The organism is Paenibacillus macerans (assembly GCF_900454495.1).
Classification (GTDB): Bacteria; Bacillota; Bacilli; order Paenibacillales; family Paenibacillaceae; genus Fontibacillus; species Fontibacillus macerans.
Genome location: NZ_UGSI01000002.1, coordinates 2112884 through 2137668 on the forward strand (window position 1 = coordinate 2112884; position 24785 = coordinate 2137668).

A 24785-nucleotide genomic window follows, 5' to 3' on the forward strand; every position below is an offset into this window, starting at 1 on the left:
ATTCGATTGCAAGGGGAGGACTATTCATGGAAATAAGAACGTTTGGCAGGTGCCTGATTATGGTTTTGGCGTTCGCGATGCTGATGCCGGCCGCGGCTTCCGCCGGCAGTTTGCCGGCGAAAAAGCCGGGAAAACCCCCGGCATTTACGAACGTCTCCGTGCACGATCCTTCAATCGTAAAGGACGGCGGGACGTATTACGTGTTCGGTTCGCATATCGAAGCGGCCAAGTCCGCCGATTTGCTGAATTGGGCGACGTTCACGAACGGGTATGAAACGCCGGGCAACGCGCTGTACGGGGATTTATCGGAAAATTTGGCCGGTTCGTTCGCCTGGGCCGGGGAAAACGATTCGGACAGCAAAGGCGGCTTTGCCGTCTGGGCGCCGGGCATTATCCGGAACGAGCATTTCGTCAATGAGGATGGCACGACCGGGGCTTACATGATGTATTACAGCGCGTCCTCCACCTATATCCGTTCGGCGATCGGGCTGGCGGTATCGAAAAATATCGAAGGACCTTACAAGTACGTCGATACCGCCGTATATTCGGGTTTTACGAGGGATGAAGCGTACGATGCGGACAGCAAGGTGAACAAAAAATGGACGAATACGAATATCGGAAGGCTGATCGAAGACGGAGATCTCGCGGGCGTGAACACGAGCTGGTTCAAGACCGACGGCTCCTATAATAACGCACTTTATCCGAACGCGATCGATGCCGCACCGTTTTTTGACCGGGACGGGAAGCTGTGGATGGCTTACGGCTCCTGGTCGGGCGGCATCTTCCTGCTGGAGCTTGATCCGGCGACAGGCCGGCCGGTTTATCCCGGGAAGGACGGGACGGCGGCGGACGGCCGGATGGTCGACCGCTATTTCGGCACGAAAATCGCCGGCGGGCACACGAAGTCCGGGGAAGGCCCGTACATCGTTTATGATCAAGGGACCGGCTACTATTATTTGAACGTGTCGTACGGATGGCTCGGAGCAAACGGCGGATACAACATCAGGCAGTTCCGCGCTTCGCGCCCGGGCGGCCCTTACGTGGATGCGGCGGGCCAAAATGCGGTGCTGCCGCCAAATACGGAAAACTCCGCTTACGGCATCAAAATGATGGGCAACTTCCTGTTCCCGCGGGAAATCGGAGAAAGCGGCACGGGGACCGGCTACGGTTATGCGTCCCCAGGGCATAATTCGGTGCTGTATGATGAGCGGACCGGCAAATATTTTCTTGTGTTCCATACGCGTTTTCCGCAAAAAGGAGAGCTGCACGAGCTTCGGGTTCACCAGATGTTCCTGAACCGGGACGGTTGGTTTGTCGTCGCTCCGGAGCGTTATGCCGGGGAAAATCTGCAAACGGTGAAGGCGTCCCAGGTGGCCGGCGATTATAAATTCGTCAACCACGGGCTGGCCTACTCCGGGGATATCGTTAAATCGGTGAACATCCGTCTGAACAAGGACAACACGATTAGCGGCGATGTGACGGGGAAGTGGCAGCTGTCCGGCAAATACGAGGCGACCCTTACGTTGGGCGGCCAGGTCTTTCGCGGCGTATTCGTCCGCGGCTGGGACGCCGATTTGGGCGGCGAAACGCTGACTTTTACGGCCGTTTCCGGCAAAGGGGAGTCCGTATGGGGAATTCGGCAGCCGGATATGTCCGACCGGCAGGTCGTCAAAGCGGTGGTTGAAGACCTGGATTTGGGGGATACGAGCCGGGTGATGGCCAATTTGAACCTGCCGGGGCGGGGGACCCGGGGCGCTGCGATCGCATGGAAATCTTCGGACCCGGGCGTCATTTCCGATACCGGGGTGATTTATCCGCCGGAGGTTGGGGAAGCCGCCGCGACGGCCAAGCTGACGGCGACGATAACGAAAGGAAAAGCTGCCGCCAGCAAAACGTTCGCGGTTGTGGTGGCTCCGATCGATCCGGAGTACGGTTTGCAGGCGCGGTTTTCTTTTGAGGACAATTTAAGGGATTCCTTTGGCCAATTTGGCGAAGGGGTGGCGACCGGCGACCGGATTGACCGTACAGGCGGTACGATCGCTTATGCGGACGGCGTTGAGGGCAAGGCGGCGGTGTTCGATGGAAATTCCGGGATCAAGCTGCCCGGCGGACTCATTTCCGGAAACCGTTATTCGGTTTCGTTTTGGGTCAACCCGCAGCAGTATACGCAGTTTACGACGACGTTTTTCGGTGCGAATTCCACATCAAGCTGGATCAGTCTGGTGCCGGAATCGTGGGACAACAATACGATGCTGTGGTCGGGCGAAGCCTGGTACGACGGAGCAACCGGCGCCAAGCTCCCGTTGAACGAGTGGCACCATGTCGCCTTCACGGCCGATGAGGGAGCGGTGAAGGTCTACATCGACGGGGTGCAGAAGTTTGCCGGCACCGGATTCCCGGGCGTGTTCACGACTGACTCCGGCACATTTAGCCTGGGCGTGAACTGGTGGGACCCGCCGTTCAAAGGCATGCTGGATGAACTCCGCGTCTATGACATCCCGGTCACGGAGGCCGTGATCAAGAAGCTCGCGCAAGCGAAAGGATGATATATAGAAAGCCCAGTTGGACGTTGGCAGCGGCCGTTTTCCGAGTGCGGAAAGCGGCCGTTTTGGTGTTGGGCGGCGGCTGGCGATTCCTAACGTTTTCGGGATATTTCTCTGATTCCTTTCCCAACCCAGTGTCCAAATATGCTAAAGGAATAAAGGACCAGTGTATTTATGATAACCATGGTTGGTTTATACTCATAGATACACTCTACAACGCCGTCGCATCTCATTCCAGTAATCTCGCTCACATTAACCGAAACGCCTAGGTCTTCATTGAGATCCTTGTCGTTAAGGATACTGTTAACCGATTCTTCGATCCTAAGATCCGAGCAGCATCCTTTAATTTGATATCGATGGTTGTCTATAGCGTTTGTGTCTAGGTATCCCTGCATGCTGCCTTGCACGATTATCCCTTCTGTTCAGGGAGAAGAGGAGGGGGCTAATCACGGTCCTTTCATTTTTTTCCGGTGTCTTGTCCCATTCCTCCCGTCAAGTCTGCTTCACTTGTTGATTAAATTCTTGGATTTGAGAAAGCGACTCCTTAAGCAGATAATCTAGATTTCTACATGAAAACATGACTAATTATCGTTGTATAAAGCGCTTTCGGACCATTGTATGATGGGGGGGATGAAACGGAAGCGGTTTTGGAACGCGTGATTTGTGCAGCGCTTACAAACCGGAAATTCAAAATGGGATGAGGTCGTGACATGAGTTATCCTTATCAAAACCCGGATCTTCCGCTAATGGAACGGGTGAACGATTTAATATCGCGTTTTATGCTCGAAGAGAAAATTGAACTGATGTGCCAATATCAAACGGATATTCCGCGCCTTGGGGTGAACAAATACAAGCATGGCACGGAGGGGGCGCATGGCGTGGCCTGGCTTGGCGAAGCGACGGTGTTCCCGCAAAATACGGGGCTGGCCTGTACCTGGAACCCCGAACTGCTGCAAAAAATCGGCTCCGTCATCGGGGACGAGGCCAGGGTTTACTACCAGCGCGACCCGGCCGCTAACGGGCTGACGATTTGGGCGCCGACGGTCGATATGGAACGGGACCCGCGCTGGGGGCGTACCGAAGAGGCGTACGGGGAGGATCCGCATTTGACCGGTGCCTTGACGACCGGGCTGGTCAAAGGTATGCAGGGCGATCATCCTTTTTATTACAAAGCCGTGTCAACCTTAAAGCATTTTTACGGCAACAATAATGAAGTGGACCGCGGAAGCGCATCGGTCAGCATTGATCCGCGGAACAAGCGGGAATATTACTTGAAGGCGTTTGAGCCGGCTTTTCGCGACGGGCGCGCAGGTTCGATGATGACGGCGTACAACGGCATCAACGGCACGCCGTGCAACTTTAATCATGAGGTGAACGAAATCGTCAAAGGCGAATGGGGCATGGACGGCTTCGTCGTGGGCGACGCCGGGGACGTGCTCGGCACCGTGATGGATCACCATTACGTGGACTCTTACGCCGAAGCGGTCGCCGGCTCGATTAAGGCCGGTATCGACAGCATTACGGATGATCAGCCGATCTCGCAGCAGGCGCTGCGTGACGCTTTGCAGCAAGGACTGCTGACGGAGGCCGATTTGGACCACGCGCTGAGCAATACGTTCCGCGTCCGTTTCCGGCTTGGCGAATTCGATCCCGCGGAGCGGAATCCGTACAGCCATGTGGCAGAATCAAAGCTGTGCGCGCCGGAGCATGCCGCACTGGCGCTGGAAGCGGCCCGCGAATCGGTCGTGCTGCTGAAAAACGACAGGCTGTTGCCGCTGGGCAAGGACGCGGCTTCGGTGGCGGTGATTGGCCCGTTGGCGGACGAGGCGTTCACCGACTGGTACAGCGGCACGCCGCCGTACCGCATAACCCCGCTGCAGGGTGTGACGGAGAAAATGAACGGCCGTCCGGTGCATTTTACGACGGGGTTGGATCGGATTCGCTTGCGTTCGGCGGCCACCGGCAAATACGTCGGTATCGCCGCCGGCGAAGAGGGCGGAGCTGCTCTGGCGGCAAACTGCGAAGACGCGGAACAGGCCGAAGTGTTCGAGCGAAACGATTGGGGCTGGGGACAAATTACGCTGCGGGCGCTCAGCAACGGGAAGTTCGTAACCGAAAGCGAATCGGGCCGGCTCGAGGCGACGGCGGACGAGGCGCGCGGCTGGTTCGTGAAGGAAGCGTTTGGGTTCGAAACGCAGGCAGACGGCTCCATGCGGATGCTGTCGTGGGAAGGCAAGCCAGTGTCGGTAGACGTCCGGGGATACATGAACGTCGAAGCGGACCAGGAAAAGGGCGCCGGTGAAGCTGAAGGAGCCGTAATGGTTGGCGCTGGTGCAACAGTTGATGCGGAAGCCGCGGTAAGCGGGGGAGCCAACTTCGCCAATAGAGGAGCCGCTGCCGGCATACATGACGGATTTATCGTTGAAGTGGTGCAGGGCGGTTTGCAGCAAGCCGCCGCAGCGGCGAAAAACGCGGAAACGGCGATCGTGTTCGTCGGCAACAGCCCGTTCATTAACGGAAAGGAAACGACCGACCGGCCGGACATTACACTGCCGCCATCCCAGCAGGCGCTGATTCAGGCTGTTAAAGCGGTTAACCCGCGAACGGTTGTCGTCATTGTCGGCGGGTACCCGTTTGCGGTGAACTGGGAACAGGAACATATTCCGGCGATCGTGTTTACATCCCATGCGGGGCAAGAACTGGGGCGCGCCGTAGCCGATGTGCTGTTCGGCGGCTACAACCCGGCGGGCCGGCTCAATATGACCTGGTACAAGTCGGCCGATCAGCTTCCGGACATTATGGATTACGACATTATCAAAGGAAAGCGGACCTATCAATATTTTGACGGAGAAGTGCTGTATCCTTTCGGACATGGGCTGAGTTACACGACGTTTGGATATGAAGGATTGTCATTGAGCCCTGCTGAAATCGGACAGGACGGTACCGTCACCGTGTCGGTGAACGTCCGGAATACCGGTGAGCTGGACGGAGACGAGGTTGTTCAATTGTATGTCCGGGCCGAAGCTTCCTGCGTGCCCCGGCCGCTTAAGACATTAAAAGGCTTTAAACGGATTCATTTGAAGGCTGGCGAGTTCAAGACGGTTACGCTGGAATTAAAAGCATCCGAGCTCGCTTTCTGGGATGTGACCCGCGAACGGTACTGTGTGGAAACCGGCGCCTACACGATTATGGTCGGCCCGTCCTCGGAGAAAATCGCGGCAGCGGCAACGCTTCGGGTCAACGGGGAGACGGTTCCGCCGCGTTTGCTCCGCGAATCGGTCAAAGCGGTGAATTACGATAATTATGACCGGGTCTTTATCGACGAATGCCGCGAGGGCGGGGAGAGCATCCGCACCGTTCAAGACAGCGGCGGCTGGATCGCGTTCCATGATGTGGATTTCGGCACAGGGGCGTCGGAGTTCGAGGCGAGAGTTTCGGGGCATCTCAAAGGCGGGGAGATCGTCGTTACGCTCGGCTCGCCGGATGGGGAAACCGCCGGAACGTGCCGGGTGCTGCCGACCGGCGGCCGCCAGGCCTGGACGACGGTGACCGCGCCGGTAACGGGGGCGGCGGGCCGCCGCGACGTATACCTTCACCTCAAAGGCGAGGTTCAGATCAGCCGGTTCAGTATCCGCTAGGGTAGCAGGGGACGATAAGGGCTGAGAAATTGGCAGCTATGAAAAAGAAACGGGGAAAAGAGCCGAACTCTACCAGCACCTCCCCCCTTACCCCTTCATCAAGTGAATAAGGTAAATTTATGATCTTATTTTCCTGGATTGAGCATGTGCATACCCATTAGCGACACTTTTTGGCCTTATTTTCCTGGGAATGGTCCAGAATACGGTAATTTCCATGCGAATCGAGAAATTAGCGACATAAATGTCCTTTGTTTGACCTGAAGTGGGGGAGATCGCCGAAATAGCGGCATTTTTAGCCCTTATGTTTTTCGTCGATGGGCGGCTCGCAAGCAGCGCTGCCCCGCCGCCGCCATACAAGCGTGCCGCCCCCCGCCCTAAGCCTCGACCGGCTCCTGCAGCTTTTTGCGGAACTCCGAAGGCGAGCAGTTCATCGTCTTGCGGAACACCCGGATGAAGTAGCTGATGTTGTCGTAGCCGACCTCCAGCGCGATGTCGGAGATTTTCCGCTCCGGTTCGCGCAGGAGCTCGGTGGCCTGGCGGATGCGGTACGAGTTGATGTAATCGATCGGCGTCTGCCGGGTCATCGACTTGAAGAAGCGGCAAAACTGCCCTTCGCTCATCGGAATCAGCGCGGCGAGTTCGCCGAGGCGGATCGGATGGCCGTAGTTTTGCTGGATGTGCAAAATGACCGTTTTCAGCCGCTCGATTTTGGACGATTCGCTGCGGCTGCTGGCTATGCGGCTGACGGCACGGCCTTCGGCGGCGATTTCGGCCAGCATCAAATACAGATGGCCTTTCACCGCGCCTTCGTACCCGGGCGTTTCGTTGCTGCAGCTCCGCATCATCGCGAGAATATGCTCGAGCAGCGCGATTTCATAAGGCTGCTCCCGCCGGATATGGCGGGGAAACGTCGCTTTCCGTTCCTGGAGGGGGAGGACGAGATTTTCCTGGACCGCGTCATAATGGGCGCTGGCCAGCAGCTGCGTATCGAACACGAGGGAGAAAAAAGTGCAGCCCTGCTCCCCGAGCGCATGCGCGGCGTGAATGTCGCCCCCGTCGATAAACACCGCTTCCCCGGCGCGGACCGGAAAATAATCGGTGTCGACCTGGAACAGCGTTTCCCCTTCAAGGCAGTAAAAAAACTCGGCTTCCTCGTGCCAGTGGCAGTCGATGACATGCTCGCCCGGCCCGAAGCGGTACCAGTATGTGCCGAACGGCAGGCGCTGCGTGCCGTGGCTTTTGTTCTCGTGCAAAGCGCGGCGGAGCGCTTGGTCCATCCATGATCACCTCATCAATATAGTGTTATATTATCGTCGAATTATGTTAGTTTATTGTGATGCGTATCAGTATAATGCAAGTATAGAACGTTTTTCATTTTAAAACAATGCGCTAGAGGAAGGACGGTAATGAAAAAATGAAATTTACCGATGGCAACTGGCTGATTCGCGATGGCATTACATTGTCTCCCGCGGTACAAGCATACGATTTCCGAGCCCAAAACAACACGCTGATCGCTTCCGCTTCAACGATGCCGCTGCGCGGCCGGGGCGATATGATCAATACAACGCTGCTGACGATGCAGTTCCATTCCCCGCTTCCCGGCGTGATCGGCGTCAAGCTGTTCCATTTCGCCGGGGTTGTTGACCATGGCCCGCACTTTGAATTGAACGAAGGCGGCGCCCATGTTGAAATCACCGAAAACGAGCAATATGCCGAACTGAAAAGCGGCAGCCTGAGCGTCCGCATCAACAAAGGCCCGCAGTGGTCGGTCGATTTCTACCGCGTTGACGAGCGAATCACCGGCAGCGGCTTCAAATCGATGGCGCATGTGACGGATTCCAACGGCGACACGTATATGCGCGAGGAGCTCGACCTGCGCGTCGGAGAATGGGTTTACGGTCTGGGCGAACGTTTTACGTCGTTCCTGAAAAACGGTCAGGTTGTCGATATCTGGAATAAAGACGGCGGCACCAGCTCCGAGCAGGCGTACAAGAACATTCCTTTTTACGTCACCAACAAAGGGTATGGCGTGCTCGTCAATGATCCGGGGGCGGTTTCGTTTGAAGTCGCTTCGGAAAAAGTGAAAAAAGTGCAATTCAGCGTTCCCGGGGAATCGCTGGAATATTTTGTGATCGACGGTCCCGAGCCGAAGGACGTGCTGAACAAATACACCGATTTGACGGGCAAACCTTCGCTTCCCCCGGCCTGGTCCTTCGGCCTTTGGCTGACGACCTCGTTTACGACCGATTACGATGAAGCGACGGTAAACTCCTTCGTCGACGGCATGGCGGAGCGCGATCTTCCGCTGCACGTTTTCCATTTCGACTGCTTCTGGATGCGGGAATTCCATTGGACGGACTTTAAATGGGACGAACGCGTTTTCCCGGACCCGCAAGGCATGCTGAAGCGCCTCAAAGAAAAAGGGCTGAAAATTTGCGTTTGGATCAACCCGTATATCGGCCAGCGCTCCCGCCTGTTTGAGGAAGGCATGAAAAACGGCTACTTGGTCAAAAAAGCCAACGGCGATGTTTGGCAATGGAACCTGTGGCAGCCCGGCATGGCGCTTGTGGACTTCACGAACCCGGCCGCTTGCGAATGGTTTGCCGGCTACCTGCGCGAACTGGTCGACATGGGCGTCGATTCTTTCAAAACCGACTTCGGCGAACGGATTCCGACGGATGTCGTTTATTACGACGGCGCAGATCCGGTGAAAATGCACAACTACTATACGTACCTGTACAATAAAGTCGTATTTGAAGTATTGGAAGAAAAATTGGGCAAAAACGAAGCCGCGCTGTTCGCCCGTTCCGCAACGGTCGGCGGCCAGAAGTTCCCGGTTCACTGGGGCGGCGACTGCTACGCCGATTATGAATCGATGGCGGAAAGCCTGCGCGGCGGCCTGTCGCTCGGACTTGCCGGCTTCGGCTTCTGGAGCCACGACATCGGCGGATTCGAAAACACGGCCCCGGCCCACGTATTTAAACGCTGGCTCGCCTTCGGCCTCCTGTCCAGCCACAGCCGCCTGCACGGCAGCAGTTCGTACCGGGTGCCGTGGGCGTACGACGATGAAGCGGTGGATGTGACGCGATTCTTCACGAAGCTGAAATGCCGCCTGATGCCTTACATGTTCGATACGGCGGTGCAAGCCACGCAGCAGGGCGTGCCGACGATGCGGGCGATGTTCCTGGAATTCCCGGACGATCCGGCCTGCGACACGCTGGACCGCCAGTACATGCTGGGGGACTCGCTGCTGGTGGCCCCGGTATTCAGCGAAAAAGGCGATGTAACGTATTATTTGCCGGAAGGCAAGTGGACGCATCTGCTGACCGGGGAAACGGTCGAAGGCGGAAAATGGCGTAAAGAGAACCATAATTTCTTCAGCCTGCCGCTGTTCGTTCGCCCGAACTCGATCCTGGCCACCGGGGCGAATGATACTCGTCCGGATTACGATTATGCGGACGGCGCAGAGATCGGCTTGTACCAGCTTGCCGACGGAGCTGCGGTATCCCGCACGGTTCGCAGTGCCAAAGGGGCCGCGGAGCTGAACGTGACGGCAGCCAAGAGTGGCAACGTTGTGACGCTGAGCGCCGAAGGCGCTGGCAAGCCGTTCCGCGTAGCGCTGCACGGCATGGGCGAAATCGCCTCCGTCCAAGGCGGAACGCTAGCCGCAAACGGAACGATCGAAGTAGCCGCGTTCACCGGCAAGGCGGAGCTGCAAATCACCTTGAAATAACGCGTGATTGCCTACCGCGGCGATGGCGTGCAGGTGTACAATTAAACACGGACAGGCGGACCATGCGAACGGCCGCCTGGAAATATCCCCTTTTCCCCTTGGCAAGAGGGGATATTTTCCTTTTAAGGAGACTAAGGAGGAATCGCTTATTCCAATGTTCAGTAAAATCGTGCAGTTCACGAACAATTTGAAACTTAAGCACAAGCTGCTTATCTCCTACATCGTTGTCGTGATGATTCCCGTGTTGATTGTCGGCGCTGTCGTAACCGCTTATTTCCGCAATCAGGCGATGGACCGGGCGATCGCCCAGACCGTCAACAACGTCGAACGGGTGAAATCGCGCGCGGCGTCGATGCTTCGCGTGCCCAGCGACATCTCGGATATTTTTATGCTGGATAAAAAACTCGAAGCCCTCGTCACTACCCGGTATCCGTCGGTGCTTGAGCTGACCAAAGCTTACTTGAACTATGACGATTTTCGCGGGTACGTCAGGCAATACCGGGAAATTTCGGGGATCCGGTTCTACTTCGACAATCCGACGTTGATCAACAACCTGGAGTTTATACCGGTCGATGAGCGGACGGCGTCGGCGAACTGGTACAGGCAAGCGATGTCCCAAAAAAGGATCGGCTGGTTTTACATTAACAACAAGGAGGATGAGGAACTTCCCGTCCGCAGATTAAGTCTCGTCCGCCAGATTTCGTTTGAAGGCACGCGGAAAAGCGGAGTGCTTATGGTCGTTCTGAATCAGGACGAATTGAACCGGATGCTGCAGCAGGAGCCTTTTGAAACGTTTATCGCCGATGAGCAGGGTTATGTCGTGGCTGCGAAAAACCCGGCATTGGTCGGGACAACGCTGGAATCGCTCGATTTCGGCACCGATTTGCGGAACCTGCAAAAAGGGACGTTCAAGGCGGATGTCGGGGACGCGCCTTCCTATCTGGTGGTGGATACCTTGATTCCCGATTCCAGCATGAACGGGCTGAAGATCGTTTCCGTGTTCACGACGGAGTCGATCGTCAAAAGCGCCAATGCGGTCAGCCTTTTCGGGTTGGGCATTATTTTGCTCGTCCTGCTGATCGCTCTCGTGTTCGTTTATATCGTTTCTTTTTTGACCACAAACCGGATGCTGCGGTTAAGCCGCCATTTAAACCGGCTGGCGCTCGGGGACCTAAATGTCGTATCCCGGATAGACGGAAACGATGAAATCGGGCAGTTGTCGCGCCAATTCAACTACATGGTCGGCAGCATCAACCGGCTGATGCATCAGGTGGTGGAAAAAACGGAGCAAAACAACGCCTTGGAGCTGGCACAGCGGGAAATCAAGCTGAAAATGATGGCCAGCCAAATCAACCCGCATTTTCTGTTCAATGCACTGGAATCGATCCGGATGAACGCGCATCTGAAAGGGGATAAAGAGATCGCCAACGTCGTGCGCCTGCTCGGGAAAATGATGCGGAAAAGCCTTGAAGTCGGCCGGGAAAACACGCCGCTCAAAGAGGAATTGGAGATGGTGCGCTCCTACCTGGAGGTCCAGAAATTCCGCTATGAGGACCGCTTGAAGTACGAGCTGCGGATCGATCCGGCGGCGGAGGACATCCGGGTGCCGCCGCTCATTATTCAGCCGCTGGTAGAGAACGCCGTCGTTCACGGCGTGGAGGGCAAGGAGGACGGCGTCAACGTGGAGGTTAAGGTGGAAGTGAAAGAAGCGCTGGTGCATGTGACCGTTAAAGACAACGGGACGGGGATGACGGCGGAGCGTCTTGCCGAAGTGAAGCGTTCCATTGCCGCCGCCGAGGAATCGCAGCGGACGCGGATCGGCCTGCGCAACGTCCACCAAAGATTGGTGTTGTCCTATGGAGAGGAGCACGGCCTGCATATCGCCAGCACGCCCGGCTCCGGAACGGAAATCGCTTTTACGATCCCGTCCTGATCGCGGATCTTTGGATTTTCGCCGGACGATGTCTAATTTTTATATGGTTTTGTTTGAAATCTGTCGGGTATTTCCGTGTTCCCCCTTCGCTTATGATTGATATATAGAAATGAAGGGGGGACTCGAATCTGTGGAAACGCTGTCATCAAATCCCGGCAATAATGTAAGCGTTGCCCCTAAGCCGCGAAAAAAGCGAAAAAAAGGTACCTGGCAAAGTTTAGTGCAGCAAAAGTATTTATACTTGATGTCCATGCCGTTTGTCATATGGTTGTTCGTGTTTAACTATGTTCCGGTCTGGGGCTGGACGATGGCTTTTCAAAACTATAAGCCGGCCAAATCTTTTACCGACCAGAAATGGGTAGGGTTCAAAAATTTCGTGGACTTGTTCCAGGACGAAAGGTTTTATCTCGTACTTAGAAACACGCTGGCCATGAGCGTCATGGGGCTGATCGCAAATTTTATTTTCCCGATCGCCTTTGCCGTGCTGCTCAATGAACTGCGGGGCAAATTTTTCAAGCGCACGGTGCAGACGGTTTCCTATTTGCCGCACTTTGTATCCTGGGTTGTTGTGGCCGGGATCATCACGAAAATGCTCTCCATCGACGGAGGGGTCGTCAACGAACTGCTGATGGCGCTTCATATTACCAACGAGCCGATTCAGTTCATGGCGCAAGGGAAATGGTTTTGGGGGATTGTAACCGCTTCCGATGTATGGAAGGAAACCGGCTGGAACGCCATCATCTATTTGGCGGCCATTACCGGGATCGACAAGGAGCTGTACGAAGCCGCCCGCGTCGACGGGGCGGGGCGGTTCCGGCAAATCTGGAACATCACGCTGCCGGGGATCCGGACGACGATTGCGGTGCTGCTGATCATGTCGATCGGCCATCTGATCGGCATCGGCTTTGAGAAGCAATTCCAGCTCAGCAACTCGCTGGTTACCGACTACTCCGAGGTGCTCGACATATACGCCTTAGAGTATGGCATTAATATCAGCCGCTTCTCGTACGGCACGGCGATCAGTATGTTTACTTCTGTCGTAGGCATTATCCTGCTGCTCGCGGCCAACGGCATTATGAAGAAAACGACGAAAGAAAGCATTATGTAGGGGGAGGGAACATAGATGGCAAGCAGCGGCAAAGCGTTTAACCTCACTAGAGGCGAAAAAGCGTTTAATGTTTTCAACTTTATCCTGATGTCGGTCATTTTGATCATCACGTTGTACCCTTTCCTGAACGTGCTGGCGATATCGCTTAACGATTCCACAGATACGGTCAGAGGTGGCATCTACATATGGCCGCGCGAATTTACCTGGAAAAACTACGAAACGATCTTCGGTTATACCAGCCTGATTCAGGGCTTCAAAATTACGATATTCCGGACGGTGCTGGGCACCGTACTCGGACTGATCAGTTCTTCGATGCTGGCCTACACGCTCAGCCGGCCCGATTTCAAATCGCGTAAATTCGTGTCCACGTTCCTGGCCCTGACGATGTACTTCACGGGCGGTCTGGTGCCGACGTACATGCTGATGCGTCATCTCGAACTGATCGGGACGTTTTGGATTTATATTTTGCCCACGTTAGTAAGCGCCTTTAACGTATTCGTCATCCGCTCGTTTATCGACGGGCTGCCGTATGCGCTGCAGGAATCGGCGAAGCTCGACGGGGCCAACGATTTCACGATTTACTACAAAGTGATCCTGCCGCTCTGCAAGCCTGTTTTGGCGACGATCGCTTTGTTCCTGGCGGTGGGCCAGTGGAACTCCTGGTTTGATACGTATTTGTACAACGGCAGCAAACCGCATTTGACGACGCTGCAATACGAATTGATGAAAATATTGCAAAGCACTAACCAGGGCGCGAATATGGCCAACGCCAACGATTTGGCCAACCAGATGGCACAGGTGTCGCCGGAATCGATCAAAATGGCGATCACCATCGTCGTTACCGTTCCGATTCTGGTCGTTTATCCGTTCCTGCAGCGCTACTTCGTGGACGGGATGACGTTGGGAGCAGTTAAAGCCTAACATGATTGGCTCTCAGCCGGTAGACGCAGGTCAATATAAGTTGAACTAAAGAAATGCGAAGGTTAGCAAGATCAACTTATATAGCCTGTTATACAATACATTTTTTTGAATAAGAATACGGGGGGAAGAAGAAATGAAATGGAGAAGCCCTAAAACTTTCGCGGCGATTTTGCTGGCCGGCACTTTGCTGGTCGGAGGCTGCGGCAGCAACAACGGAGCGTCCGGCGGCTCCGGCGCAAATGGCGAAGCGGGCGATGATACGAGCCCTGTCACCTTTACATTTTTCGGCGCTGACGCCAGCCCGAACTGGAACAATATGCAGGATGAAGTGGGGAAAGCGATTACGGAAAAAACCGGCGTGACGATCGAAGCCGAATTCGACGTGGGCAGCGGCGGCGGCGACAACAAAATCGCCTTGATGGCGGCGAGCGGTGATGTGCCGGACCTGATTTTTGCCAAAGCCAACTTATCCAAACTGGTCGATGCCGGCCTGGTCGTCGACATGACCGAGTTGATCGACAAGCATGCACCGAACCTCAAGAAGATTTTTAGCGAAAATATGAACCGGTTGAAATACAGCAAGGAGGATCCGGCGATTTATTCGATCCCGACCAACGGCGGCGTGGACCAGCAGTATTTTGACTCTGGCGGCGGATTTGAAATCCAGCAGCGCGTTCTGAAAGAGCTCGGATATCCGAAGGTGCGCACGGTGCAAGACTTTGAAAACGTCCTCAAGCAATATGTGGAAAAACATCCAACCACGGACGGACAGCCGACGATTCCGCTGACGCTGAACGCCGACGACTGGAGAATTATGATCACCGTGACGAACCCGGCGTTTATCGCCACCGGCGCTCCCGACGACGGCGAATACTACGTGGACCCGCAAACCTACGAAGCGAAGCTGCACTATAAGCGTCCGGAAGAGAAGGATTACTTCCGTTGGTTGAACCACATGTACAACGAAGGTCTGCTTGATAAAGACACGTTTGTGCAAAAAGACGACCAATACAAAGCGAAAATCGCCAGCGGCCGCGTGCTAGGCCTGATCGATCAGGAATGGGGTTACATGGATGCCGAAAACGCGCTGAAAGCGGCCGGCAAAGACGAATACACGTATGCGCACTTCCCGGTCACGTTGAGCGAAGAATATAAGGACCACTCCTTCCAATCGGCCGGCGTTGACTATTACGGCATCAGCATTACGACCGCTTGCAAAGATCCGGTGCGGGCGATTAAATTCATCGACTGGCTTTCTTCCGATGAAGGCCAGGTCCTTGTAAACTGGGGGATTGAAGGCAAACACTACACGGTCGACGAGAATGGCAAACGCGTCATTCCGACCGAGGTTGTAGACCGAAAAGTAAACGATACGACGAATTTCACCAAAGAGACCGGTCTCGGCAATCCGGACGGCTTGTACAAAATATTTGGCGCCCGCTATGGTGACGGTGTTCAAGATGCTTCCGGCAATTATTATACGACCAACTTCCCGGAACAAATTGTAGAGAACTACACCGATGCCGAGAAGGAAACGTTGAAAGCTTACAACGCAACCACCTGGAAGGACCTGTTCCCGCAAGAGGACGAATTCCCGGCTAAAGAATGGGGCGCCCTGTACAACATGCCGGTTCCGACCGACGGGGATTATCAGGTTATTTTCCAGAAAACGCAGGACATTGTCCGCAAACGGATTCCGGAAGCCATTTTGGCCAAGGAAGCGGACTTCGACAAGGTATACGACGCTTTCCTCGCCGAGTTGGACAAAGCCGGCGCTCAAAAGATGGAAGCCGAATATACCGAACTCGTTAAGAAGAGAGTGGAATTGTTCACAGGCAAAGATTTGCAATAAATTAGGATCGCCGGAAATTGCCGCAAATATGAAAATTAACGAAAAGGCCCGTATTTTCATCGGGCCTTTTCTGCGGATTTATCGTAGAATTTAGGAGTATACACGTATAGTCAATAATTCAACTTATTATAAAATTGAGAGAGGTGGCCAAACTGGAACGTTCGGCGGAAGCAGGATGGAAGTTATGGTATAAGCAGCCCGCATCGCGTTGGGAGGAAGCGCTTCCCGTAGGCAACGGGCGAATCGGCGGCATGATCTACGGCAGAGTGAAGCAGGAGCTTATCGCTTTAAACGAAGACACGCTCTGGTCGGGTTTTCCGCGCGACACGCAAAACTACGACGCGCTGCGGCATTTAAAAAGGGCTCGGGAGCTGATATTTTCCGGGAAATATAAAGAGGCCGAGCAGTTGGTTGAAGCCAAAATGGCCGGCACGGGGACCGAAGCGTATCAGCCGCTTGGCAACTTAAAGCTGGACCTGCTGGAGGACGTTCCGGCGGTTTCGGATTACCGGCGGGATTTGGATTTGGACGCGGGGGTGGCGACCGTTTCGTACCGGCTTGGCGGGACGGTCTACACTCGCGAGGTGCTGGTCAGCGCGGAGGACCAGGTGCTTGCGGTACATATTCGCGCCGAAGGGGAGGGGACTATCGACCTTTCGGCATCGCTTGATTCCCCGCAGGTGTTCCAAACGAAAGCGCTCCTGGGGGAAGCGGGAATCGTCATGACAGGGCGCTGCCCCAGCCATATTGCCGACAATTACCGCGGCGACCACCCGCAATCCGTCTTGTATGAAGAGGGATTGGGGATATCCTTTGAAGCGCATCTGCAAGCGCTGACAGAAGGCGGGACCGTCGGGACGGACGAATCCGGCCGGCTGATTGTTCGCGGAGCGCGGGCGGCGACGTTTTTGCTGGCCGCGGCGACTGATTTTGCCGGTTATAAGGTCATGCCCGGAACGGGGATGCAGGAAGGCGAACTTGCCAAAAAATGCGGCACCGTTTTGAAAGCAGCAGCTTCGCTGGGCTATGAGCGGCTGCGGGAAAGACATATCGCGGATCACCGCGGTTTGTTCCGCCGCGTCGAGCTGCGGCTTGGGGACTCGGTACCACCGGTGTTGCCTGCCGAAGGGCGGCTTGGGAGCACGGCACCTTCGCAACTGCCCACTGATGAGCGGCTCGAGGCTTATCGCGGCGGGGCGCAGGACCCGGGGCTGGCGGCGCTGTATTTTCAGTACGGCCGTTACTTGCTGATGGCTAGCTCCAGACCGGGGACGGAACCGGCCAATTTGCAAGGGATCTGGAATCCGCATATTCAGCCGCCCTGGAACAGCGGGTATACGACCAATATTAACGCGCAAATGAATTATTGGCCGGCGGAGGTGGCCAATTTAAGCGAGTGCCATGAGCCGCTGTTCCGGCTGATCCGGGAGCTGAGCGATACGGGGGCAAGGACAGCGCGGATTCATTACGGCTGCCGGGGCTGGGTGGCTCACCACAATGTCGACCTGTGGCGCCAATCGACGCCGACGGACGGCCAGGCCAATTGGGCGTTTTGGCCGATGGGCGGCGTATGGCTGTGCCGGCATCTTTGGGAGCATTACGAATTCGCGATGGATGATAAGTTCCTGCGGGAGACCGCCTATCCGCTGATGAAAGGGGCGGCGGAATTTTGCCGGGACTGGCTGGTCCCCGGGCCTGACGGGCTGCTGACGACGGCACCGTCGACCTCGCCGGAAAATCAGTTTTTGACGCCGGAGGGCGAAAAGTGCAGTGTATCGGCGGGAACGACGATGGACTTGACGCTAATACGCGAGCTGTTTGCGCATACGATTCGGGCGGCGGAAATTTTGGGCGTGGATGAGATGTGGCGCCGCGAACTGGCGGAAACGGCGGAGTGCATGGCCGGGCCGCAGGTAGGCCCGGACGGGAGGCTGCAGGAATGGAGCGAAAACTTCGCCGAACCGGAGCCGGGACACCGCCATGTCTCGCATTTGTACGGGCTTTATCCCGGCGATTCGATTACGGTGCGGGATACGCCCGAAATGGCGGAAGCCGTGCGGAAATCGCTTCAGCACCGGATTCAAAACGGCGGCGGCCATACCGGCTGGAGCTGTGCTTGGCTGATCAATCTGTACGCGCGTCTGGGGGACGGAGAAACGGCGCACCGGTTCGTGGAAACGCTGCTGTCCCGTTCGACGTATCCGAACTTGTTTGACGACCATCCGCCGTTCCAGATCGACGGCAATTTCGGCGGGGCGGCGGGAATCGCCGAAATGCTGATGCAAAGCCATATGAACGGCATCGATTTGCTGCCGGCGCTGCCCAAGGCCTGGGCGTCCGGCCAGGTTCGCGGCCTGCGGGCGCGCGGCGGATTTACCGTCGATATAACCTGGGAGAGCGGCGGGGTCGCATCGGCCTGCATCACATCGGCTGTCGGCGGATGGTGTACGGTGCACGGCCTGAATGGGCGGCGTGTTCATCTGCCGGACGGAAGCACGGCCGGGGACGGGGAGCGCTTTTGGACCGATGCGAATACGCCGTATTTGATTGAATAGGCAGATCTGACTGGTGAAGGCCAGCGGACCTGTACGGCCTTATTTGCCTGAAAAGCCGCCCTTTTTATTTCTAACGGGGGGAGCTTACTATTTGTGCGAAAAAGACCGCAACCTTACGTATTTGTGCCAGATAAGGTCCGTGGTGTCCGTTACACTTTGAAAACTGTTGATTTCGCGGAAATAAGGTCACTGCTGTTCGTTAGGATTAGGCTCATCAGAGTAGCTTACCAGAGTAAACCATTAGGCTAGCATAAACCGAACTGCTGCAAGACTGCAGTTGCTCGGAAAGATCGGAGTATCGTGCCGTGCATCGTGCCGGAGCACCGTGCGGGGGAGACCTGCATTTTTGCAGCATTGCGACTGGCGGAATTCTAACGGTTGTAGCAGCCGCTATTTTATCAAAAAAGTCCCTTTCTAAATTCTAACGGTTGTCAGCGCCGTTATTTACTCTAATTCAGGTGAAAATAGCCTGATTTAAGTGGAATAAGCGCTATGGCAACCGTTAGAATTTGAAATCGGCGTTTTGGGATCAATTAGCGGCTATGGCAACCGTTAGAGTTTGTTTTGGGGTCAGAAATGATTTGTCGCAACATCAACTGGCCGCCGGAATTGCTTGAGCTGCTTGGGCATCGTGCCGGGCCGAAATGGCGGTCGGCGGAACTAGGTGTCCCGTACGCACGGTCAAGCTGTATTGCAAACAGCGTTACTTGAGACGTTTACGCCGGGCCGGGCTATACGGCAAGCAGCCAAACTTGGTCCGTTTGCGGCCGGTCAGCGCTTTATGCAACCGCCGGCCACAACCAGTGCGACCACGGCCACAAACCAGTGCAACCGCCGGCCACAACCAGTGCAACCACCGGCCGCATCAGCCACCGGCAACAACCAATGCAACCACCGGGGCCGCATCTAATGCAGCCGGCGGAACTGCTGCGGCGTCATGCCGGTATGCTTGCGAAAGGTGGCGACGAAATGGCTGGCATCGCGGAATCCGGTTTTGCCGGCGATGGCGGCCACGGTAACTCCCGGTTCGCCGGCCAGATGCTCCTTGGCTTTATGGATGCGCATTTGGGTCAGGTAAGCGTAGGGAGATACGCCAAGCGTCTGCTGGAACAGCTTGCTTAAATGGCGGCCGGACATGCCGATCTCTTGGGCAAGCTGTTCCAGGCCAATGTCGGGGTTGCCGTACTCCTGTTCCATCCAATGCAGCAGCGGCGCCAGCTTCTCCATATTGCGGGAGACGGACATGTTACTGGCATGCCCGAACTTGCTCAGCATACCCAGAAAACGGTAGGTGCCGGCCGACGTCTCCAGGCCGAACAGGTCGGTGCCGCTGCCGACCTTGTTCAGCATTTCGCCGAGTATCGGGGCCAGAGGGGTCTCCGGATCCCAGCGGAACAAGGCGGAATCGCGAATGCCGAAAGCCGACAAAATCGCCGCTGCGGCCGCTCCGCCGAAGGTTAGATAATACGTTGCCCAGCCGGCGCCTCGCTTCGCCTCATAGGCGTGGGGCATCCCGGGTGGCAGCAAAACGCCGCAGCCGGACGACAACACGACACTTTCGCTGCCGTAGGTAACCAGGCCTTCGCCTTCCTCGGTTTGCAGCCAATGATAATAGGGGTATCCGTTCGGGCGGGTGATTTTTTCCTGACTCGGATTGTAACCGATGCTCTCCACAAGAAGCGGAAGATCGGGGTTGGCGGCGGGAGAAAAAACAAAACGGGTAAACGCGCGTGCGCTCATATTTTTCCCTCCTGGGATGAGTTCCACATTATTATATATCAAAACAAAAATATTATATATAAAGCGGATAAGAAACTTCCTACAATGGAGATATAATTATATTACTCTCAAAAGGATGTGTGTGCAGTGATCAACGAAAAACTGCCGAAAATATGGTACGGCGGCGACTATAATCCCGAGCAGTGGGGACCTGAAATTTGGCAAGAAGACGAACGGATGTTCAAGCTGGCGGGCATCGACGTGGCAACCGTAAACGTGTTCTCCTGGGGGATGCTGCAGCAGGACGAGGATACCTACGATTTCAGCTTTTTGGACGAAACGATCGACCGTTTATATAAAAGCGGCGTGCACGTATGCCTGGCGACAAGCACGGGCGCTCATCCCGCCTGGATGGCCCGGAAATACCCGGATGTGCTGCGCGTCGATGTGCAGGGGCGGAAACGCCGGTTCGGCGGACGCCACAATTCGTGCCCGAACTCGCCGACTTACCGGAAGTATTCGGAGAAGCTCGCCGGGCTCTTGGCCGAGCGGTACAAGGATCACCCGGGCCTCTTGATCTGGCACGTATCCAACGAATACGGCGGATATTGCTACTGCGACAACTGCGCCGCGGCGTTCCGCACCTGGCTCAAGGAGCGTTACGGCACGCTGGATGAAGTAAACCGCGCCTGGAATACCCGCTTCTGGGGGCATACGTTTTACGATTGGGAAGATATCGTTGTTCCGAACGAGTTGAGTGAAGAATGGAACGGAAACCGCACCAATTTCCAAGGGATTTCCCTGGACTATCGGCGCTTTCAGTCCCAGTCGCTGCTCGACTGCTATAAGCTGGAATATGAGGCCATCAAAAAGCATACGCCGCACATACCGGTAACGACGAACCTGATGGGTTTCTATCCGGAGCTCGATTATTTCGAATGGGCCAAGTACATGGATATTGTGTCTTGGGACAACTACCCTTCTCTCGATACGCCGGTTAGCCATACGGCGATGACGCACGACTTGATGCGCGGGCTGAAAAGCGGAGCGCCGTTTATGCTGATGGAGCAAACGCCAAGCCAGCAAAACTGGCAGCCCTACAACTCGCTCAAACGCCCGGGCGTAATGCGGCTATGGAGTTACCAGGCGGTCGCCCACGGCGCCGACACGGTGCTGTTCTTCCAGCTCCGCCGGTCGATTGGGGCGTGCGAGAAGTACCACGGCGCCGTGATCGAGCATGTCGGACATGAGCATACCCGCGTATTCCGCGAAGTTGCCGAGCTCGGCCGGGAGCTGCAGCAACTGGGCGACACGCTGCTCGACGCTCGCACGGAAGCCAAGGTGGCGATTCTGTATGATTGGGAAAACCGGTGGGCGACGGAACTCTCCAGCGGACCGACCGTCGCGCTGAATTACGTTAATGAGGTTCACAAATATTATGATGCGCTCTTCCGGATGCATGTGGAATGCGATATGGTGTCGGTGGAAGAGGACTTCGGCAAATACGAGATCGTAATCGCGCCGGTCATGTATATGGTGAAACCGGGTTTTGCGAAAAAGGTGGAGGAATTTGCCCAAAACGGCGGGACGTTCGTTACGACGTTCTTCAGCGGGATCGTTAACGAGAACGATCTGGTTACGACGGGCGGGTACCCGGGGGAATTGCGCCCGGTGCTGGGCATTTGGGCGGAAGAGATCGACGCGCTGTTCCCGGACCAGAAGAACCAAATCGTCATGAAGCAGCCGTGGGGCGAACTTACAGGACCATACGAATGCGGCTTGCTCTGCGACCTCATTCATGCGGAAGGCGCCGAAGTGCTGGCGGAGTACGGCGCGGATTTCTATAAAGGCATGCCTGTGCTGACGGTGAACCGCTTCGGCAACGGCCGGGCGTATTATGTCGCCAGCAGTCCGGAAGCTTCTTTCCTGCAAGGATTCCTCAAAAATCTATGCGAGGAAAAAGGAATCAAACCGCTGTTTGAAGCTCCAGCGGGCGTTGAGACGGCGCGCCGGGTGAAAGACGGCAAAGCTTATCTGTTCCTGCTTAACCACAATGCGGAAGACGCCCAAGTGGATATCGGCGCCAATGCCAAAAAGGAACTGCTTAGCGGGGAGACGCTGACCGGAACCGTAACCGTGCCCGGCCGCGGCGTGCTCATCCTGGAAGATAAATAGAATCACGTTCATCAAGCACCCTGCAGGCGGTTTCGCGTCCGGGGTGCTTTTTCAAAGAGGAGGCAGCGGGTGTGGAAAGCGCAATCAAGCGGCGGTTGTCCGGCGAGGAGCTCACGGCTTTAGTGGAGCGAGCGTTTCAAGGACAGAGACGATTGGAAGGGTTTGAGGAATTAAAGGACGGCTGGTTCAACTCCGCGTACGCTTTGACCTTGGATAACGGCATGAAGACGGTGCTGAAGCTTGCTCCCGGTTCGGAGGAAGGGATGCTGCGATATGAGCGGAATGTGATGACCGCGGAGGTGGAGGTGCTTCGTCTGCTCGCCGCGGCGGACGGTATCCCGGTGCCCGGGATTCTGTACGAGGAGCGTGGCGTAGAGGGAAGCGAGTGGTTCCTGATGGAGTTCGTTCCGGGCGATCCTTACAACAAGGTGAAGGAGCGGCTTAAGCCGGAGGAACGGCGGGACATTGAAGTTGAACTGGGCCGGGTGAACCGGCGGATTAACGAAATTCAAGGAAAAAGATTCGGGTATTACGCACGGGAAGACAGTCAAGGGGATAGCTGGCCGGCCGTCTTTACGAATATGATCGGCGGCCTGTTGGCCGATGCCGCGGATCAAGCCGTTGCCCTCCCGATGGATGCGGAGGAGGTATTCGCCCTGCTTCGGGAGCGGCAGGCCAGCTTGGCGGAGGTCACGGTTCCGCGGCTGGTCCATTGGGACTTGTGGGACGGGAACGTATTCGTCAAAGACCGGCGTCTTATCGCCATCATCGACTGCGAAAGGGCGCTCTGGGGCGATCCGCTGATGGAATACTACTTCCGCTCGTTTGTGGAAAACGGGGCGTTCCTGGACGGCTACGGCAAGCAGGATTTTACTTTGGCGGAGCGCGAGCGGATGGCCTTGTACGACCTGTACATTGCGTTGATTCTTCATATCGAATGCAGGTTCCGCCAGTACATCGACGCGAATCATATCCGCTGGGCGGAGGAGCATTTAGCCCGTACTTGGAGCGGTTTAAATAAGGATGTTTAATGTTGGCACGCATTCTGGCGACTACCTGAATGAAGTATATTTTAGTGAGAAGAGGGAAGCGCAGGGCCGATGGCATGAATGACGCACGAGCAATATGCATGATCGTTGTATAACAACGGGGGGCCGCTCCATGCTGTAGCGGTGGGAGCAACAAAAGCGCGGGCTGCAGGGAGATTCTCCTCGGCAACCCGCGTTTTTTTAGGAATTCCTCTTCTTAATATTGCATCAGCAGACTGACATTTTGCCAACCGGCGCCAACCGTCCAGAAGACGAGGTAATCGCCGCGCTGTACTTTGCCGGCTTGCACGGCCTCGTGAAGGGCGAGCAGCGGGCTGGTCGAAGCGGTGTATCCGAATCGGTCGCCGATGTAGACGGCTTTGTCTTGATCGATCCCCAGGCCTTCGGCAACCCGTTTAATATTGCCGATGGTGAACTGGGAGAACAGGAAGCCGCCGATTTGCTCCTTGTTCAGATTGTTGCGTTCGAGCAAAATGCGGATGGAGTTCACCGCGGATTCCGCGCAAACCGAATCGTCAAACGGCGTAAACTGCACCTGCGCGTCTTTGGCCGTAAACTCCTCGCGGTACAAATTGGACAAACCGTGGGCCGGGAACAGGGAGTTGTCGATCACGGACGTATCGGTTTGATAAACGGAGTCGATCAGCCCGCGGGTTCCTTCCGCCTGCTCCAAAATGACGGCAACCGCCGACTCGGCAAAGTTGGAGTAATAGACGGGCTGCTCCGGACTGTGAATCGACAAATAATCCGCCCCGACGACAAGCGCCCGCTCTACCCGCGGGTTGGCCGTCATATACCGGCAGGCTTGCTCGATCGCCACGAGCATGCCCGCGCAGTTGGCGTTGATATCAAAACAGGCTGTAGAGAGGTCGCCGCCCAGTGCATGGTGCAGCTTCAGCGCATTGCTGGGGAGCAGATACTCCGGTGTTTGCGATGTAAAAATAATCAGGTCTACATCCTTGGCCTCAAGACCGCTTTTCTTCAGCACCAGCTTTGAGGCTTCCGCCGCCATCGTCAGCGTATTTTCTTCCGGGTTGTCGATGATAAAACGCTTGTTACGCCCGAGCGCGGTTACGAGACCGGTCACATCCGTCCCTTTTTCCGCAAAATAGTTGATGTAGTATTCGTTATCCACTTCATTTGCCGGATGGTACATGGCAATCTCGCGAATTTGCACGCCTCTCATAGCCATCTCTCCTTACACTTCGATGATTTCGTAGCTGTCCAGCTTAACGGTTCGGGCCACGCGCGAAAGCTGCATTTTCAGAATCGGGTTTTTGACAATGCGCAGCGTCACTTTTTTGAAGCCGTCTTTTTTGTAGAGGGCAAAGCATCCTTCCAGAAGCGGCAGTGAATCCGGCGCGGAGACGTTCAGTTTGGTGCAGTCGATGTCGATTTCATACTCCGGTACGGAAATGGTTGAAATCGCTTTGCTATAAGCCTCGATGGACGCTTGTCCGTCTTCGGGCGAAAAGGTTCCTTCTACATCGGCGTGAAATACTTTGGCGGATTGATCGATTTTAATATTAAAGCTTCCCATTGGATGTGGTTCCTCCTGT

Annotated in this window: 14 protein-coding genes; 10 read left to right on the forward strand and 4 right to left on the reverse strand. The window is 55.7% G+C overall.

The genetic code is table 11. From position 1 onward, the window contains the following. Nucleotides 1–26 precede the first annotated feature (26 nt). Both DYE26_RS32670 and DYE26_RS32680 read left to right on the forward strand, forming a co-directional pair. Entirely contained in the window at nucleotides 27–2546 is a 2520-nt protein-coding gene (locus DYE26_RS32670; RefSeq protein WP_036621030.1) for a LamG-like jellyroll fold domain-containing protein, read from the forward strand. A 707-nt stretch (nucleotides 2547–3253) separates the two neighbouring features. After that, nucleotides 3254–6181 carry a glycoside hydrolase family 3 protein gene (locus DYE26_RS32680; RefSeq protein WP_036621033.1) on the forward strand — a complete coding sequence of 976 codons (2928 nt, stop codon included), beginning with the start codon at nucleotides 3254–3256 and terminating at the stop codon, nucleotides 6179–6181. Between the two features lie 374 nt (nucleotides 6182–6555). Here DYE26_RS32680 and DYE26_RS32685 read toward each other — a convergent pair whose 3' ends face one another. Further along, on the reverse strand, nucleotides 6556–7458 hold the full coding sequence (locus DYE26_RS32685) for an AraC family transcriptional regulator (protein ID WP_036621034.1): 903 nt from the start codon (nucleotides 7456–7458) through the stop codon (nucleotides 6556–6558). Between the two features lie 137 nt (nucleotides 7459–7595). On the opposite strand from DYE26_RS32685, the gene yicI reads away from it, so the two are divergent. The 6 genes from yicI to DYE26_RS32715 all read left to right on the forward strand — a co-directional run bounded on the left by yicI (nucleotide 7596) and on the right by DYE26_RS32715 (nucleotide 18283). Further along, the gene (gene yicI / locus DYE26_RS32690) at nucleotides 7596–9914 is read left to right on the forward strand and encodes an alpha-xylosidase (protein WP_036621035.1); all 2319 of its coding nucleotides are present in this window, start codon (nucleotides 7596–7598) and stop codon (nucleotides 9912–9914) included. A 154-nt stretch (nucleotides 9915–10068) separates the two neighbouring features. Beyond that, complete coding sequence (locus tag DYE26_RS32695) at nucleotides 10069–11847, forward strand: cache domain-containing sensor histidine kinase (protein ID WP_036621036.1); 1779 nt, start codon at nucleotides 10069–10071, stop codon at nucleotides 11845–11847. A 109-nt stretch (nucleotides 11848–11956) separates the two neighbouring features. After that, nucleotides 11957–12955, forward strand: a complete 999-nt coding sequence (locus DYE26_RS32700) for an ABC transporter permease (RefSeq protein ID WP_036621037.1) — start codon at nucleotides 11957–11959, stop codon at nucleotides 12953–12955. 15 nt (nucleotides 12956–12970) lie between these two features. Next, on the forward strand, nucleotides 12971–13876 hold the full coding sequence (locus DYE26_RS32705) for a carbohydrate ABC transporter permease (RefSeq protein WP_036621039.1): 906 nt from the start codon (nucleotides 12971–12973) through the stop codon (nucleotides 13874–13876). Between the two features lie 133 nt (nucleotides 13877–14009). Then, nucleotides 14010–15728 carry an ABC transporter substrate-binding protein gene (locus DYE26_RS32710; protein ID WP_036621042.1) on the forward strand — a complete coding sequence of 573 codons (1719 nt, stop codon included), beginning with the start codon at nucleotides 14010–14012 and terminating at the stop codon, nucleotides 15726–15728. A gap of 143 nt (nucleotides 15729–15871) precedes the next feature. Continuing rightward, complete coding sequence (locus DYE26_RS32715; RefSeq protein WP_051985345.1) at nucleotides 15872–18283, forward strand: glycoside hydrolase family 95 protein; 2412 nt, start codon at nucleotides 15872–15874, stop codon at nucleotides 18281–18283. A gap of 906 nt (nucleotides 18284–19189) precedes the next feature. Here DYE26_RS32715 and DYE26_RS32720 read toward each other — a convergent pair. Continuing rightward, on the reverse strand, nucleotides 19190–20023 hold the full coding sequence (locus tag DYE26_RS32720; RefSeq protein ID WP_036621043.1) for an AraC family transcriptional regulator: 834 nt from the start codon (nucleotides 20021–20023) through the stop codon (nucleotides 19190–19192). Nucleotides 20024–20149: 126 nt separating this feature from the next. On the opposite strand from DYE26_RS32720, the gene DYE26_RS32725 reads away from it, so the two are divergent. After that, complete coding sequence (locus tag DYE26_RS32725; RefSeq protein ID WP_036621045.1) at nucleotides 20150–22177, forward strand: beta-galactosidase; 2028 nt, start codon at nucleotides 20150–20152, stop codon at nucleotides 22175–22177. A 71-nt stretch (nucleotides 22178–22248) separates the two neighbouring features. Continuing rightward, a complete protein-coding gene (locus DYE26_RS32730) occupies nucleotides 22249–23208 on the forward strand; it encodes a phosphotransferase family protein (RefSeq protein WP_051985346.1) in 960 nt (319 codons plus the stop codon). A 214-nt stretch (nucleotides 23209–23422) separates the two neighbouring features. Here the strand turns inward: DYE26_RS32730 and DYE26_RS32735 are convergent, their stop codons facing one another. After that, nucleotides 23423–24412, reverse strand: a complete 990-nt coding sequence (locus DYE26_RS32735) for a ketoacyl-ACP synthase III (protein WP_036621047.1) — start codon at nucleotides 24410–24412, stop codon at nucleotides 23423–23425. 12 nt (nucleotides 24413–24424) lie between these two features. Then, nucleotides 24425–24766: a hypothetical protein gene (locus DYE26_RS32740; protein ID WP_036621050.1), complete on the reverse strand. Its 342-nt coding sequence runs from the start codon at nucleotides 24764–24766 to the stop codon at nucleotides 24425–24427. Between the last annotated feature and the right edge of the window lie 19 nt (nucleotides 24767–24785).